Origin of the sequence: Yersinia sp. 2545 StPb PI (assembly GCF_052217125.1) — a bacterium.
GTDB classification, from domain to species: Bacteria; Pseudomonadota; Gammaproteobacteria; order Enterobacterales; family Enterobacteriaceae; genus Yersinia; species Yersinia enterocolitica_E.
The window spans coordinates 15,540-31,425 of sequence record NZ_JAZGPY010000002.1 but is presented as its reverse complement, the minus strand read 5'-3'; the positions used below and the strand labels follow the sequence as shown (position 1 = coordinate 31,425).

The following is a 15,886-nucleotide window of genomic DNA, read 5'->3' as shown; positions in this document are numbered from 1 at the left end:
GCTGTTTTTTTGTGATGTTACCTACCTATGACTCTGATCCGAAATGCTTTCAATCGACAGCATTACCCCGCTAATGTTATTGCTCTGTCGCATTAGCGTAGGTAAGTCAGCAAAAGTAGCGATGCCGTTTTTTTAGGCAGCCAACCAATAAAATTGTTCTGCTGGTGATAAATGTTCTTCGGCGGGATGCTGAAGTTGCCCTTTACGTATCATCTGTAACAACTCGATGCCTGCTAACAGCGTCTGCGCACGCCGAAATGATTTAAATCCCAGCATCAGCCGTATGCGTCGTTTGATATTCCGATGGTCCTGCTCTATCAGGTTGTTCAGGTATTTACTCTGCCTGACGGTAATCGCTTCCTCATCAGGTTTTTCAGCGTTGAGCGTGGCTAAAGCTGCGGTGTTGGCGCCACTTTTATCAAGGTTCACTGTCTCAGGTTCATCGTGGTGTCGAGTGGCTTTGCGAAAGAAGAGTAATACCGTTGCAGCATCCCGTTTGGCGGTCAGCAGGAAGTCGAGGGTCTGGTCTGACGAATCAACAGCCCGGTAGAGATATTTCCACTGACCTTTGACTTTGATGTCAGTTTTGTCCATGCGCCACCGACGACCTACTGAGCGTTTATGCCGGCGAAACGCCTTATCCAGCAAGGGCACCCGGCGGATGACCCAGCGGTGAAGCGTGGAGTGGTCAACGATAATACCGCGCTCTGCCATCATCTCTTCCAAATTGCGCAGGCTGAGGGCGTAAGCCAGATACCAACGAACACATTGCGCGTTGATATCGACGGGATAATGCAGGTGACGGAAAGCTTTTCGGATTAGAGACATGGGTAGGCAACATCGTAAAAAAACAGTACTGTTACCTGACGACGCCTTAATGCAACAGAACCTATTGATAACTTAAATACATATTACTTGAAATATAGAGAAAAATAATAGTTAATTATATATTTTTAACAATGTCGAGGTTTTCTCAGATTGTTCTAGTATTAATTTTCATTGAAATTATATGTTGTAGCAGCATGTGTATTACAGCCGATTTATTTTCATATATAAATCAATTATATTTTTTGATTTGTATTTTGTTTTTATATTTTTCCTATGTGTAAACACTGTTTTTACACTAATATTTAGTTGAATTGCAATGTCTTTACTTGACATTCCACGAAACATATAGCTGCAAATTTCCATTTCCCTTGGTGTTAATAAGGTTTTCTTTGCTGTATTGAAATTATTTTTTCTTAAAAAGAAATTGGGATTATAAATAAAGTTATAAAGGTCTTTTTCCATCTTATTTAATGATGATTCTTTACTCATAATAAATGGCGACTCTTTCTGCATCGCAATATAGCCATTAGAAGCTTCATTTTTTTTTGTAAAAATTAGAATTCGGCCATTTTTTAATTCAATAAAATGGAATAATCTGTATAAATCAATTCTTCCTATATTGTCAACATCAATGATAATCATCGGATGAATATCATTATAAATATTTTTTTCTAAGCTTGATAGACTTTCACATATAATTAGATTGTTACTTTCTGATTTTTTTATATTTAAAACATTATTTTCCAGGGATGACTGTAAAAAAAAACTAATTAACGCACTATCACTGTAAATAAGAATACTCATCTATTATATCCCATTGGGTTAAAGCCTATTTAGCTACTTAACATTCTCGTGTGCTACATGATAATGCTAAGTGACATAGTCGAAAAATATAAAAATAAATTTGGGTTAACTTACCCATTGAAAAATATTCTTTATATTCAGTATCTTATATATAAAATTAAATTTTATATATTGGAATGTTTCTTTATAATTATAGGAAAAATCTTTTTTGTATGTAAGTATATCGCCTACTTCATTGGAGGTATTTTCTTTTTTTTATGATTAAATAATAACGACTGTCTAGTATTGCGGTTCTGTCGCAATAGTACAGGTAAGTTAGAAAAAGTTGCGCTGCCGATTTTTTAGGCCGCCAACAGATAAATTTGTTCTCACTGTGATAAAGGCTACCACGGTAGGATGCGGAAGTCGCCCCTTGCGTATCATTTGTACTAGCTCAATGCGCGCCAATAGGTATTTTCACTGGCCTCTGATTTTAATTTAAGTCTCGTCCATGCACCCACTTTATGCTAATAAAAGGTCTTATCTAGTAGCTGCACCAGGCGGATAGTCCAGCGGTGTAACGTGGAATGGTTAACTATAATACTGTGTTCTGCCATCATCTCTTCCAAATTGCGCAGGCTCAGGCCGTAAGTCAGATACCAGTGAACACATTGCGCTATAATATCTATGGGATAGTCGTTTAAAGGCTTTTCGTATCAGAGGCATAGGCAGGCCGCATCGTCACAAAAACACAGCATGTTACCTGACGACACCTTGATGCGATAGACCCCAGATTGTCCCAGGAAAAATAATTCACATTTTAGCAGTATAAAAATAAATGCAACTTTTGATGATTTTTTTCTGTTAACGGAACAAAACTGAATTGTCTCTATATCCAACAGAAAGGTTTGTTGAGAAAATAGAATTAGATAATTTTCTTCGATAATAGAAAATATTTAGGTTGTCGACCGACTACTATAAGGCCTTAAAAGGCGTTTGCAAAACTGATCATTTGCTTCAACTTTCCGTGGTCAATTTCGATAAAATTATCGTTCTAAGCATTTTATGTCACATGAGGTTTCATGTGTCAATGATATTACATCAACATAAGGTACTCCGTTGATTTTTTATAAATATAACAGCCAGCACCTGAATGTGGGTTAACACTATTGGTAAACAGATGATCACGTTAATCATTTGCATCCCTCAAGTTCTTTATATAAATCTATTGTATTTTTTAATTGAAATTTTTTTAAAATATTCGTTCGGTGTGTACTGATGGTTTTATTGTTAATATTGAGTTTTTTTGCGATTTCACTATTTGAATCACCCTTTAAAATATAGTGAATGACTTGTTCTTCACGCTTGGTTAGTTTGACTTTAGCATTATCACTTTCAAACGGCACCGTCTTCATTTCATGGTTTAAAATAAAATTGGACAGTGTCAACTTCAAAAATTCGACAGGCGTCACTTTAGTTATATAACCACATGATATTTTTACTAATTCCATCATGATATATGAATGACCTGGGTCAACTATCGAAGTGTATAAAAATAATCTTGATTCTTTATTGATATTGTCAAAAATAAACGAAAGTTCTAATCTAGATATTCCATCCATGTCTAAAATGATTAAAGGACACTCTAATGTTGTTATTGATATTTTAAAATGCTCAAATGATTCCTGGATTTTAATTGTTGTGATGTCGGTAAGGCTTTCATTGATGACTTCATTGATGATTTCTTTTAGAGTGTATCTAATGAGAGAGTAATTGCTGAAAATAATGACGTCACCCATGTTGAACTCCAATGTTTTTGATGTAGTTTTTTTGGTTGTTATTGAATTATAAGAGAAAGACTAACTTCCGTTAGTTAATTATTTCCCTTCTTAGGGTAAAACCAAATTATTGACTATTTTCTTTACAAGAAAGTGTAAAAAGTCAGATCAAGTAAATGAATGAATTTCCGGGTCCTGATTGACGCTCAATACAGGCCCCGGAAAATACTCTTAGAAGTTGTATTTAACGCCTAACATGACCGCCGTATCACTGTAGCCTTTGTTGCCCACTTGCTGACCAACATTGCCCCACAGATTCACTTGCTTATTGAGCTGCCCTTCAACACCCACTTTCAGTTCCGCAATATTGGCTGCGCCGTCTTGTTTCACGGTCACGCTATCCATTGTAGTACCAAAATCGTTGGTATTATGGACCCAGTTCGCTTCAACAAACGGCTGGAATACCCGGTCTTTGCCTTTGTCCTGGTCACTGTAGCCCTTCATAAACGCTTTCACGCCCAAACGGGTCTGGATATTGCCATCACCTTCACCTGACACATTCGTGCCGTTGGCTTCTTTATGGTCATCGGCTTTCACACCCATCCACGTCACTTGTGCTTTTGGCTGGATAAAGTACGTGGCGTTTTTAGCAGCATTCTCGCCCACTTTAAAGGTATAGCCACTCTCAACAGAAGCCGTTACCCCTTTGGACTTGTATTCTTCAGACGCTAAATCCTGACCATCCACGGTGTTGTTAAACCAGCTGTACTGTGCCCAGCTGTCCACGTATAAGCCAGACTTGTCGGCATCATTGGCATACCAGGTACCGTAAATGCCGGTGCTGTAACCGTCAGTTGACCCTTTGGCGTTGTAACCCGACAAACTGGACACTGTGGTACTCTTGCTGTTGCCGTAACCGGCCATCAGGCCCAGATGGAAACGGTCCCTGTCGTTATTGCTCCATTGCGCAATATCGCCCCCTAATTGAACCACGTAGCGGTTAGCCTGTGTGCTCAACTGACCCGAGGTATCACGGGAACGATTGTGCCCGCCTTCATTACGCAGCCACAGACTGGTGACTTTCTGCTCGCCGGTCAGGGCATCAATGTACTGCGTTTCACCCAGGCGGTCATGCAGTGTAGTGACAAACATATTATTGACTGCCGCCAGGTTGGCGGTATAGCTGCCAGCTTCCGGACGTTGAAGCAGTGTTGGTGGTGTTGGTTCTGGTGTTGGTGTTGGTGTTATTACACTGGTCAGATACCAGTTGCTGGCATTTGTATCTGCACCGCGCACCAATAAGTAATCATAGGCACCCGCCACAATACGGCCATTTTTGACAAACTCCCCATCAGAAACACCGCTGACCTGTATTAACTCAATACCGTTGAGCGTTGCGGCACCACTGCCACCGAGGTTGTTCACTCCCACATACGTGGTTCCGGCAGTACTGCCGTTCACCACCAACTTATCGGTGACCGATGCATCATCAGCCAGCACGGTATTCAACAGCAGGCTGCCGCCATTCCCCACATAATCGCCGTTAATGATGGTGACATCGCCCGCGCGGCCGTTGTCCATGTTCAGGATACCGGTGCTGGCGTTGGTGAAGGTACCAACATTGTTGAATGTGGTGGTCTGCACCGGGTCAGTTACAGACCCGTTCGCGGCGATAAGGGTGCCGTTATTGACCAGGCTATTGCTGGCTGTCAGCGCGCCGAACTCATTGGTCCCACCTGCGGTGACCCAAGAGCCGCCGGCGTTGTTAATGACACGGTTGCCTTCATCGCTCAGTTGAACAGTCCCCTGCAACAGGCCACTGTTGGTGAGGGTTCCCTGTGCTCCGCTGGTCTGGATAGCGATATCTGAAGCGCTGCCTGATAAATTACGGACAGTCCCGGCGTTGGTGATATCGATTGGCGTGGTCGAATTGACGTCAATACCGGTAAGAGCGCCTTGCACCGTACTGCCGGTGTTCACCTCGACAGACACCGGTCCAAGGCCGGTGTTTATCGCCTGAATGCCTTGCATGCCTCTCCCTGTTACCGTGCCGGTCGTAGTAATCGATGTTACCCCCGTGCCGCGATTTTCAGCAAGAATACCAACGTTTCCGGAGACATCAGCGGCCTGGATGGTCAGGTCGGTGCCTTGGTTATAAGCATAAATACCAGACTCGTCCGTACCAGTTGCAGTGCCAGTGCTGGTGATGGACAGCGCACCAGTGCCACTGTTGATGGCTAAAATGCCTGCATCGCCTCCAAAGACATCAGTGGCGTGGATGGTCAGGTCTGTGCCGAGGTTGGTAGTAGAAATACCATATCCATCCGTACCCGTACCCGTTGCCGTGCCGGTGCTGGTGATTGACAGCGCACCTGAACCGTCGTTTCGTGCGAGAATACCGGACTGGTCTCCAGACACCGTGCCGGTGGTGGTAATGGACATCTCCCCCGTACCGCTATTGGTGGCATAAATGCCTGCACCTTCACCAAAGACATCGGCAGCCTCAATGGTCAGGTCCGTGCCATCGTTGGTGGCCCTAATGCCGTACCCGGTAGTGCCAGTTACCACGCCTGTCGTGGTAATGGACAGCACGCCAGAGCCGTTATTGGTGACATCAATACCTGCAGTTCCCCCGGAGACATCGGCAGCCTTTATGGTCAGGTCCGTACCGACGTTAGCAGCAGCAATACCAGACTCGACCGTACCAGTTGCAGTGCCAGTGCTGGTGATGGACAGCGCACCTGAACCACGGTTGTCAGCATTAATACCGTAATACAGTCCGAAGGTATCAGCGGCCTGTATGGTCAGGTCTGTGCCGATATTGGTAGTAAAAATACCAGATCCCTCCGTACCCGTTGCCGTGCCGGTGCTGGTGATTGACAGCACGCCAGACCCACGGTTGTCAGCATTAATACCGTAATACAGTCCATTGTTATCGGCGGCCTGGATGGTCAGGTCAGTGCCAGTGCTTTCGGCTGCAATACCGCTCCCACCGTTTATGCCGGTATTTATGCCAGTGCTGGTGATGGACATTGCACCCGTGCCGTAGTTATAGGCGAGAATACCGGACCGGTCTCCAGACACCGTGCCGGTGGTGGTAATGGACATCTCCCCCGTACCGTTATTGGTGGCATAAATGCCTGCACCTTCACCAAAGACATCGGCAGCCTCAATGGTCAGGTCCGTGCCATCGTTGGTGGCCCTAATGCCGTACCCGGTAGTGCCAGTTACCACGCCTGTCGTGGTAATGGACAGCACGCCAGAGCCGTTATTGGTGACATCAATACCTGCAGTTCCCCCGGAGACATCGGCAGCCTTTATGGTCAGGTCCGTACCGACGTTAGCAGCAGCAATACCAGACTCGACCGTACCAGTTGCAGTGCCAGTGCTGGTGATGGACAGCGCGCCAGAACCACGGTTGTCAGCTCTAATGCCTACATCACCTCCAAAGACATCAGTGGCTTGGATAGTCAGGTCTGTGCTGAGGTTATCGTTGTAGGCATTAATGCCGTGCCCAATTATGCCAGTCACTGTGCCAGTGCTGGTAATGGACAGCGCGCCAGAACCGGCGTTGTTGGCGTAAATTCCGACCCCTGCAGTTACCATACCTGTCGTGGTAATGGACAGCGTTCCCGTGCCAAAGAGATTGGCTACAATGCCTAGACCGCCGCCAAAGACATTGGCAGCTCGGATAGCCAAGTCAGTGCCGGCGTTGTTGGCAGAAATGCCCATCTGGCCTGTGGTGGTCACATTGCCAGTGGTAGTGATGGACAGCTCACCTGTGCCATTGTTATAGGCATCAATACCTAACATACCTCCAAAGACATCTGCAGCCTGGATTATCATGTCCGTGCCGGTGCTATTGGTAGCACTAATGCCAAACAGGTTTGTTCCGGTGACTGTACCAGTGGTAGTGATTGACAGCACTCCTGCACCGTCGTTTCGTGCTAAAATCCCGTACTCCTGTCCGGTGATAGTTGAACCATTGTCGTCGGTAAAGCTCAGACCGTCGGTCCCATTCAGATTAAACGCCTCGTCTGAACTGGTAACGATGCCGAAGTTAGGCTCAGTGGTTACTGACAACGGTGAACCTGACAAGTACTGAGTGGAATCGGTTACGCTATCCTGAACTCCCGAACAGGTATAAACACCGAGCGAGCCAGTACACGAGCCTGCGTGAGCCATTCCGGCCATACTACAGAGGATGACTGTACTCAGGGTGCTCAGAAGAAATTTACGCCTACGAGTATCGCTGGGATGAGGGCAACGGGTTAATTTTAACATTTAATTTATCTGTTCCTGTGGAAGGTATTGTTGCCTTTTATAAGGGCTACGGCATGGTTGTGGCATGTGCTACCAATAAAGGCATCAATATCTGTAATTCAAAGAAATAATACATACAAAAACCATCAAAAAGGGCCGCAATAAAATTATAGGAAAAAAGTCCTAAATAGCTAATACCGGACAAGTCGATGTTAGGGGACATCTTATTAGAAACAATACCTTTGGCGGTCGTCCTTAACTGAGTAATTCTATTGATTGGCTACGGGATAAGTATGGCTCACGATGTTTCTATAAACGCTCAACAATGATATTGTTATATAAGACAGTATTATATGGCGATAATTATTAACTTGATATAGGAATACAGCCTCTATTCAGTGAGAAATTTCCCATTTAACAGGGGCGATTTTGTCGCATTAAGGCGTTGTCCGGTAACATGCTATTTTTTGTGATGTACATTCCGCTGCTCTGTTGAAAATATTCTACAAAATCGAAGGGGCCTTATTCTGGGCATAGTGAGGCCACTAACGAATAGAACGGGGCTTGTTGCAAAAAAATGGAGTTGTCATGAAAACTGAGGCTATTCATCCCTTTTTCAGTGAACCCGCATGACCCCTAGCGATTTCAGCGGTTCTGTCGAAAATATTGGGCAAAGTCGAGTGTGGCCTTATTCAGGGCGTAATTAAGCCGCTAACGAATAAAACTGCCTCCAGGCTGGCGTATCGCCGGCGTTTTCCAGTTGTCCTTTCTTAAGCATCCTATGCAACTCAATTCCCGCAATAGTCGCTTCGGCCGTTTCAAATGATTTAAATCCGAGCGTATATTTCGTGATGTTTTTAATCCCTCGATGGTCTTGCCTCACCAAATTGTTCAGGTATTTTATTCTCCTGACCTCAATCAACAAAGGCCAAAGACCGTAGAGGAATAACAGGTTATTGATACGCTCTAACGCCGCAGTATTCGCGCCTGATTTATCAATATTGACCTTCTCTGGAAATCCACTGGCGCCAATCGCTTTTTTGAAAAACCTCAATACCGCCGCGCGGTCACGGGTTTCTGACAACATAAAATCAATCGCATGCCCGTCATTATCCACCGCCCGATAAAGGTAAACCCACTGGCCATTCACTTTGATATAGGTTTCGTCCATCGTCCAACTGCACCCTACAGGCCTCTTGCTTTTTCTGAAAGAATGCTCAAGTTGCGGCGCATAATGGGCGACCCATTTTTGCACTGTTGAATGGTCTACAGTGGCGCCCCGCTCTTCCAGAAGCTCTTCTATATGACGATAACTGAGCGGGTAGGCAAGCTTCCACCGCACAGCCATCAAAATGATATCTTTAGGAAAGTGGCGACCTTTAAAACTGAGCATCATTCAACCTTTACTCGGATGTCTTGGTCCGTAGTATCACTGAGCTTTCAGATTTTCGACAGAACCGGAAATTTCTTACTAAATGGATGATGCATTCCTATATTAAGTTAATAATTATCGCTATATGATATAAAAATAATGTATCGCACAAACACAATATTATTGTTAACTGTTTATAGAAACATCTTGAGCCATACTTATCCCGTAGCCAATCAATAGAATTACTGAGCTAAGGACGACCTCCCAAGGTATTATTTCTAATGAGTTTCCCCCTAACATCGGCTTGTTCGGCATTAGCTATTTCGGACTCTTTTTCGATGATGTTATTGAGGCCCTTCTTTGAGGGTTTTGTATGTATTATTTATTTTAATTATTGATGTTGATGTCTTTATTGGCAGCACCTGCCACAACCATACCGTTGGCCTTATAAAAGGCAACAATACCTTCCACAGGAACAAATAAATTAAATGTTGAAATCAACCGGCAGTCCGACGTCCCGCGATACTCGCAGGCGTACATTTCTTCTGAGCACCCTGAGTACAGTCATCCTTTGTAGTATAGCAGGAACGGCCCATGCCGGGTCGTGTACCGGCTCGGCCGGTATTTATACCTGTTCGGGCGTGCAGAATAGTGGAACTGACATAAATCAGGTCTTGTATGGTTCGCCGCTGTTGGTGACCACCGCACCGGGCTTCGGCATCGTTACCAGCGATATATATGCGATTAATTTGAATGGGACCGACGGTCTGAGCTTTACCGACGACAATGGGTCCACCATCACCGGAGAGCGGTACGGCATTCTCGCCAGTAACAAAGGCTCTGGATCTGTGTACCTCACTACCACCGGCGCGGTAACCGGCAGAACCGGGGACGGTATTAATGTCTACAACAACGATAACCTCGGCACGGACCTGATCCTCCAGGCCTCGGAGGTCTTTGGTGGAGGTACAGGTATTACTGGTGTAAACAATGGGTCTGGCATGCTATCCATTACCACCGACGGCACGGTGACTGGCACAACCGATTACGGTATTAAAGCTGTTAACAACAGCACCGGCACGGATCTGACCATACGGGCTGCCGATGTTTTCGGAACTCTCGGTATTTATGCTGACAACCGTGGTTCAGGTGCGTTGTCAATCACCAGCACCGGCACGGCAACGGGTACGGAGGGATCTGGTATTTTTACTATCAATACCGGCACAGACCTGACCATACAGGCCGCTGATACCTTCGGACTGTATTTCGGTATTAATGCTGACAACCGTGGTTCAGGTGCGCTGTCCATCACCAGCACCGGCACGGCGACCGGCACAAATGCGTACGGCATTGATGCCACGAACGCTGGCACGGACCTGACCATTGAGGCTGCCGATGTCTTTGGTGAAGGTGCAGGCATTAATGCCACCAATAACGGTACGGGGGAGATGTCCATTACCACCACCGGCACGGTAACCGGCACAAACGGGTATGGTATTTTCGCTGAAAACGCCGGCACTAACCTATCCATCCAGACTACCGATGTTTTAGGGAATTACGCAATTAATGCCTCAAACTACGGCACGGGCGCGCTGTCCATCACCAGTACCGGTACGGTAACCGGCACTGGTGGGCCGAATCGTAGTGGTATTTACGCCATAAACGTCGGCACTGACCTATCCATCCAGACTACCGATGTTTTAGGCGGGAGTTACGGAATTAATGCCTCAAACTACGGCACGGGCGCGCTGTCCATCACCAGTACCGGCATGGTGAAAAGCACAGAAGATTATGATTCTAAGGGTTTTGCAGGTTATGGTATTTATGCCATAAACCTCGGTACAGACCTGACCATTCAGGCCGCTGATGTCTCCGGAAACGTTGGTATTCTTGCTGAAAATCGCGGCGCGGGGGTAACATCGATTACTACGACCGGCACGGTAACAGGGAGAGGCATGCAAGGCATTCAGGCGATAAACACCGGCCTTGGACCGGTGTCTGTCGAGGTGAACACCGGCAGTACGGTGCAAGGCGCTCTTACCGGTATTGACGTCAATTCGACCACGCCAATCGATATCACCAACGCCGGGACTGTCCGTAATTTATCAGGCAGCGCTTCAGATATCGCTATCCAGACCAGCGGAGCACAGGGAACCCTCACCAACAGTGGCCTGTTGCAGGGGACTGTTCAACTGAGCGATGAAGGCAACCGTGTCATTAACAACGCCGGCGGCTCTTGGGTCACCGCAGGTGGGACCAATGAGTTCGGCGCGCTGACAGCCAGCAATAGCCTGGTCAATAACGGCACCCTTATCGCCGCGAACGGGTCTGTAACTGACCCGGTGCAGACCACCACATTCAACAATGTTGGTACCTTCACCAACGCCAGCACCGGTATCCTGAACATGGACAACGGCCGCGCGGGCGATGTCACCATCATTAACGGCGATTATGTGGGGAATGGCGGCAGCCTGCTGTTGAATACCGTGCTGGCTGATGATGCATCGGTCACCGATAAGTTGGTGGTGAACGGCAGTACTGCCGGAACCACGTATGTGGGAGTGAACAACCTCGGTGGCAGTGGTGCCGCAACGCTCAACGGTATTGAGTTAATACAGGTCAGCGGTGTTTCTGATGGGGAGTTTGTCAAAAATGGCCGTATTGTGGCGGGTGCCTATGATTACTTATTGGTGCGCGGTGCAGATACAAATGCCAGCAACTGGTATCTGACCAGTGTAATAACACCAACACCAACACCAGAACCAACACCACCAACACTGCTTCAACGTCCGGAAGCTGGCAGCTATACCGCCAACCTGGCGGCAGTCAATAATATGTTTGTCACTACACTGCATGACCGCCTGGGTGAAACGCAGTACATTGATGCCCTGACCGGCGAGCAGAAAGTCACCAGTCTGTGGCTGCGTAATGAAGGCGGGCACAATCGTTCCCGTGATACCTCGGGTCAGTTGAGCACACAGGCTAACCGCTACGTGGTTCAATTAGGGGGCGATATTGCGCAATGGAGCAATAACGACAGGGACCGTTTCCATCTGGGCCTGATGGCCGGTTACGGCAACAGCAAGAGTACCACAGTGTCCAGTTTGTCGGGTTACAACGCCAAAGGGTCAACTGACGGTTACAGCACCGGCATTTACGGTACCTGGTATGCCAATGATGCCGACAAGTCTGGCTTATACGTGGACAGCTGGGCACAGTACAGCTGGTTTAACAACACCGTGGATGGTCAGGATTTAGCGTCTGAAGAATACAAGTCCAAAGGGGTAACGGCTTCTGTTGAGAGTGGCTATACCTTTAAAGTGGGCGAGAATGCTGCTAAAAACGCCACGTACTTTATCCAGCCAAAAGCACAAGTGACGTGGATGGGTGTGAAAGCCGATGACCATAAAGAAGCCAACGGCACGAATGTGTCAGGTGAAGGTGATGGCAATATCCAGACCCGTTTGGGCGTGAAAGCGTTTATGAAGGGCTACAGTGACCAGGACAAAGGCAAAGACCGGGTATTCCAGCCGTTTGTTGAAGCGAACTGGGTCCATAATACCAACGATTTTGGTACTACAATGGATAGCGTGACCGTGAAACAAGACGGCGCAGCCAATATTGCGGAACTGAAAGTGGGTGTTGAAGGGCAGCTCAATAAGCAAGTGAATCTGTGGGGCAATGTTGGTCAGCAAGTGGGCAACAAAGGCTACAGTGATACGGCGGTCATGTTAGGCGTTAAATATAACTTCTAAGAGTAATACCTCCTCACAGACAACAGTGTTTCGGCACTGTTGTCTGTGCTCTATCGGGTTCTGTCGCATTAAGGCGTGGTCAGGTAGTATGCTGTTTTTTTGGTTCTGTCGCATTAACGAAGAGAAGACGAAAGAATGGTAGATGTCTATTTTTTAGGCAGCCAACAGATAAAATTGTTCCGCCGGTAACAACGCTGCACCACCGGGATGATCAAATTGTCCTTTGCGTATCATGTGCACTAACTCAATGCCGGCCAATATCGTTTGCGCGCGCCGAAATGAGCTGAATCCCAGCATTGGCCTTGTTCGTCGTTTGATATTGCGGTGGTCCTGTTCAATCAGGTTGTTCAGGTATTTACTCTGTATGACTGTGATGGTCTCATTTTCTGTTTTGTCTGCGTTGAGTGTGGATAGCACGGCTGTGTTGGCACCACTTTTATCGATGGTCACTACCTTGGGTTCGCCGTGATGACGAATGGCCTTGCGAAAGAAGCGTAATGCGGCAGCTGCGTCCCGTTTGGCGGTCAGCAAAAAGTCGATGGTTTGACCGGCATTATCCACCGCGCGGTACAGATATTTCCACTGACCTTTGACTTTGATGTAGGTTTCGTCCATGCGCCACCGATGTCCAACGGCACGCTTATGCCGGCGAAATGCCTTATCCAACAACGGTACCAGACGGATGACCCAGCGATGGAGCGTGGAATGGTCAACGACAATACCGCGCTCTGCCATCATTTCCTCCAGATTACGCAGGCTCAGGGCATAAGCCAGATACCAGCGAACACACTGGGCGATGATATCGACGGGATAATGCAGGCGTTTGAAGGCTTTTCGGATTAGAGGCATGGACAGGTAACATCATAAAAAAAACAGCATGTTACCTGACAAGCTCTTAATGCGACATAACCTTATTAAGTGCCACTAGAGTAACTCTTAATAAATATCAGCTTTTTTTGCATGTGTAAGAAGACTTTTTCAGATGTCTAAACAATAAAGTACCTCCCTTATTTGGACGGTACTTTAAATTATTTTAACTATCCATAAAGTCGGATCTTAGCATCAGACAATCAGACTAATATTTTTAGAGTATACCCTAGTGATAGCGGATGACTCTCCGTAAAAAATACTCTCATATACGTTGATTTATCATTTTTGATACCAGAGAATCACTTCATCTAGTCTCTACTGCATCTTCCTCAACGCTTCATTTAGGCGTCAATCTGCATGTAATGTAAGCCCGCATTAGCGGGCTAATTTACTTAGTTTGTGAAGTGTGGAATAACCGAACACCGACAGCTCGGGTTATCTCAACAAGACGGGATAAAGTCGGATTTCCATTCTCAGATAAAGATGTATAAAGATGCTGCCGTGATATACCAGATTGTTTGGAAAACTCACCCAATCCGCCTCGGGCTTCAATAACGCGGCGTAGCGCTGTCAAAAAGGCAGGAATACCGCCAGGTTCGTAAATTTCCTCAAATGCCGTCTGTAGATAAATCTCGGCGTAAGATGGGTTTTCTTTTAACTCGGCGATCATCGCGTCGTTATGGTCAACTACCTTCGCGGAAGATTTCTTATTATTGGTTGTGATCATATTTTACCTCGCTTGATAATCTCGCCAAAAGGTCACGGCCTTATCTAAATCTTTATCCTGTGTAGTCTTATCACCGCCGATGAGTAGGAGTATAATCTCTTTATTATCAACAGCATAATACACTCGATGGTTAGGAAGTTGGATCCCTTTTTTTCCCTTAGGTTAGAGGCAAAATAGGGTTATAGGGCCATGAGTTTCGTCAGCTCATGCAGCGCGACGTTGACGATTGGTTAAAATAACCCCCATTTTGATGCCCAATCCAAATTTCAGGCAGATCTTCCCTATGCCGCTTGCCGCAACCATCGCTCTGTTTTGAACTCCTGCCGACGTCGCGCCAATAACTCTTCTGCACGGATACCGGCTTCCGCACTGTTAAAAATCATCCGACTACCACACAACACGCACTGGTAAGGATCCACATTCGTAAATTGTTTCATCAGCGACGCAAAGCCCGGTTTCTGCGGTTTTTTCTTCATTTCAATCCCCAGGGCGGTGTAGACCTTAGGCAATAACTCACCCCGTTTGCGGTTGGCCAGAAAACCGTAATACCTCACCATCTTAAAATGACGTGACGGGATATGGCTGATATAGCGCCACAGCATCTCTTCCTGGCTGAGTCGTTGCGTACGGTGTTGCTGAGTCCGGTGGTCATAGTAATGATGAACAACGGCTCCGCCGGTGTAATGACGCAGTTTTGAGGCGGCAATCGGTGGCCGTTTCAGATAGCGACCGAGGTAATTGACGTTTTGCCGGGCGTGTCGGGTCTTTTTGGCAAAGTGGATTTTCCAGCGACGCTGAAACTGCGCCTCAAGAAACTGGCACCATTCCCGGTAATCCCGAATGTGTTGATAGCCGGCAGCAGATACATTGAGCGAGGCATAGCTTTCTCGCAACAAGGTGATGACGGCTTGACGCCAATAGCGCTCAACGATTTTCTTTTTGAAGTAAACCGGCCGCCAGACGCCGTGTTTGAGGCACAAACCTCCGCGCGTGACGGACAGATGAATGTGCGGATGCTGATTGAGCTGGCGGCCATAGGTATGCAGGGCTACAAACAAGCCTATTTCGATATCGAGTTTTTTAGCCCATTTCAGCAGGGTATTGGCAGCGCAGGCGAAGAGTTTGTTGAGTAGGGGCCAGTTGTTGGCAAAGGCGGGCCAGAGTTTATCGGGCATGGTGAAGGTGATGTGTTGCCATTCGCAGTCGGGCAGGATGTGCTGTTGCTCAGCAATCCATTGCTCGGTGGCTTTCATGCCACAGGCACTGCAGCCTTTGTTTTTACAACTTTGGCAGAAGTATTTGGTGTGAGAACAGTGGGCAGAAGCGCAACAATAGCGGCGAACGCCCATGGCGCCGGTCCCGCAGGCGAGCATTCGCTCGACGACCAGTTTGGTCCATTCGGGGACGACATTGCCGTGTTTAGCGAGTAACTGGCCCCAGCCATCATCAATCTGGAAGAGGAGTTTTGCCGGTCGAGGTATGTGCATACACGGGAGTATAGCGAGCTACG

Annotated in this window: 9 protein-coding genes and 1 pseudogene; 1 reads left to right on the top strand and 9 read right to left on the bottom strand. The window is 46.8% G+C overall.

Annotation, left to right across the window (positions count from 1 at the left end; all coding sequences use genetic code 11):
* Nucleotides 1–132 precede the first annotated feature (132 nt).
* The 6 genes and pseudogenes from V1955_RS22485 to V1955_RS22460 all read right to left on the bottom strand — a co-directional run bounded on the left by V1955_RS22485 (nucleotide 133) and on the right by V1955_RS22460 (nucleotide 9,048).
* Nucleotides 133–828: an IS6 family transposase gene (locus V1955_RS22485; RefSeq protein WP_442821484.1), complete on the bottom strand. Its 696-nt coding sequence runs from the start codon at nucleotides 826–828 to the stop codon at nucleotides 133–135.
* A gap of 201 nt (nucleotides 829–1,029) precedes the next feature.
* On the bottom strand, nucleotides 1,030–1,632 hold the full coding sequence (locus tag V1955_RS22480) for a helix-turn-helix transcriptional regulator (RefSeq protein WP_442821483.1): 603 nt from the start codon (nucleotides 1,630–1,632) through the stop codon (nucleotides 1,030–1,032).
* A gap of 512 nt (nucleotides 1,633–2,144) precedes the next feature.
* Nucleotides 2,145–2,337 (bottom strand): annotated as a pseudogene (locus V1955_RS22475) (IS6 family transposase); the annotation flags it as partial.
* A gap of 467 nt (nucleotides 2,338–2,804) precedes the next feature.
* A complete protein-coding gene (locus V1955_RS22470; RefSeq protein ID WP_442821482.1) occupies nucleotides 2,805–3,410 on the bottom strand; it encodes a helix-turn-helix domain-containing protein in 606 nt (201 codons plus the stop codon).
* Nucleotides 3,411–3,620: 210 nt separating this feature from the next.
* Nucleotides 3,621–7,673 (bottom strand): autotransporter outer membrane beta-barrel domain-containing protein, encoded by a 4,053-nt coding sequence (locus V1955_RS22465; protein WP_442821481.1) that lies wholly within the window; start codon nucleotides 7,671–7,673, stop codon nucleotides 3,621–3,623.
* A gap of 682 nt (nucleotides 7,674–8,355) precedes the next feature.
* Nucleotides 8,356–9,048, bottom strand: coding sequence for an IS6 family transposase (locus V1955_RS22460; protein WP_442821480.1), 693 nt, complete (start codon nucleotides 9,046–9,048; stop codon nucleotides 8,356–8,358).
* Nucleotides 9,049–9,512: 464 nt separating this feature from the next.
* On the opposite strand from V1955_RS22460, the gene V1955_RS22455 reads away from it, so the two are divergent.
* Nucleotides 9,513–12,779 carry an autotransporter outer membrane beta-barrel domain-containing protein gene (locus V1955_RS22455; RefSeq protein ID WP_442821479.1) on the top strand — a complete coding sequence of 1,089 codons (3,267 nt, stop codon included), beginning with the start codon at nucleotides 9,513–9,515 and terminating at the stop codon, nucleotides 12,777–12,779.
* A gap of 153 nt (nucleotides 12,780–12,932) precedes the next feature.
* Here the strand turns inward: V1955_RS22455 and V1955_RS22450 are convergent, their stop codons facing one another.
* The 3 genes from V1955_RS22450 to V1955_RS22440 form a co-directional block, all read right to left on the bottom strand.
* Nucleotides 12,933–13,628, bottom strand: coding sequence for an IS6 family transposase (locus V1955_RS22450; RefSeq protein WP_442821478.1), 696 nt, complete (start codon nucleotides 13,626–13,628; stop codon nucleotides 12,933–12,935).
* 409 nt (nucleotides 13,629–14,037) lie between these two features.
* A complete protein-coding gene (locus tag V1955_RS22445; RefSeq protein ID WP_050288233.1) occupies nucleotides 14,038–14,376 on the bottom strand; it encodes a helix-turn-helix domain-containing transcriptional regulator in 339 nt (112 codons plus the stop codon).
* Nucleotides 14,377–14,657: 281 nt separating this feature from the next.
* A complete protein-coding gene (locus tag V1955_RS22440) occupies nucleotides 14,658–15,863 on the bottom strand; it encodes an IS91 family transposase (protein ID WP_442821477.1) in 1,206 nt (401 codons plus the stop codon).
* Between the last annotated feature and the right edge of the window lie 23 nt (nucleotides 15,864–15,886).

Bases quoted from the DNA above. Each gene is read 5' to 3' on its own strand.
- V1955_RS22485 (WP_442821484.1), bottom strand. From the start codon at position 828: ATGTCTCTAATCCGAAAAGCTTTCCGTCACCTGCATTATCCCGTCGAT.
- V1955_RS22480 (WP_442821483.1), bottom strand. From the start codon at position 1,632: ATGAGTATTCTTATTTACAGTGATAGTGCGTTAATTAGTTTTTTTTTA.
- V1955_RS22470 (WP_442821482.1), bottom strand. From the start codon at position 3,410: ATGGGTGACGTCATTATTTTCAGCAATTACTCTCTCATTAGATACACT.
- V1955_RS22465 (WP_442821481.1), bottom strand. From the start codon at position 7,673: ATGTTAAAATTAACCCGTTGCCCTCATCCCAGCGATACTCGTAGGCGT.
- V1955_RS22460 (WP_442821480.1), bottom strand. From the start codon at position 9,048: ATGATGCTCAGTTTTAAAGGTCGCCACTTTCCTAAAGATATCATTTTG.
- V1955_RS22455 (WP_442821479.1), top strand. From the start codon at position 9,513: ATGTTGAAATCAACCGGCAGTCCGACGTCCCGCGATACTCGCAGGCGT.
- V1955_RS22450 (WP_442821478.1), bottom strand. From the start codon at position 13,628: ATGCCTCTAATCCGAAAAGCCTTCAAACGCCTGCATTATCCCGTCGAT.
- V1955_RS22445 (WP_050288233.1), bottom strand. From the start codon at position 14,376: ATGATCACAACCAATAATAAGAAATCTTCCGCGAAGGTAGTTGACCAT.
- V1955_RS22440 (WP_442821477.1), bottom strand. From the start codon at position 15,863: ATGCACATACCTCGACCGGCAAAACTCCTCTTCCAGATTGATGATGGC.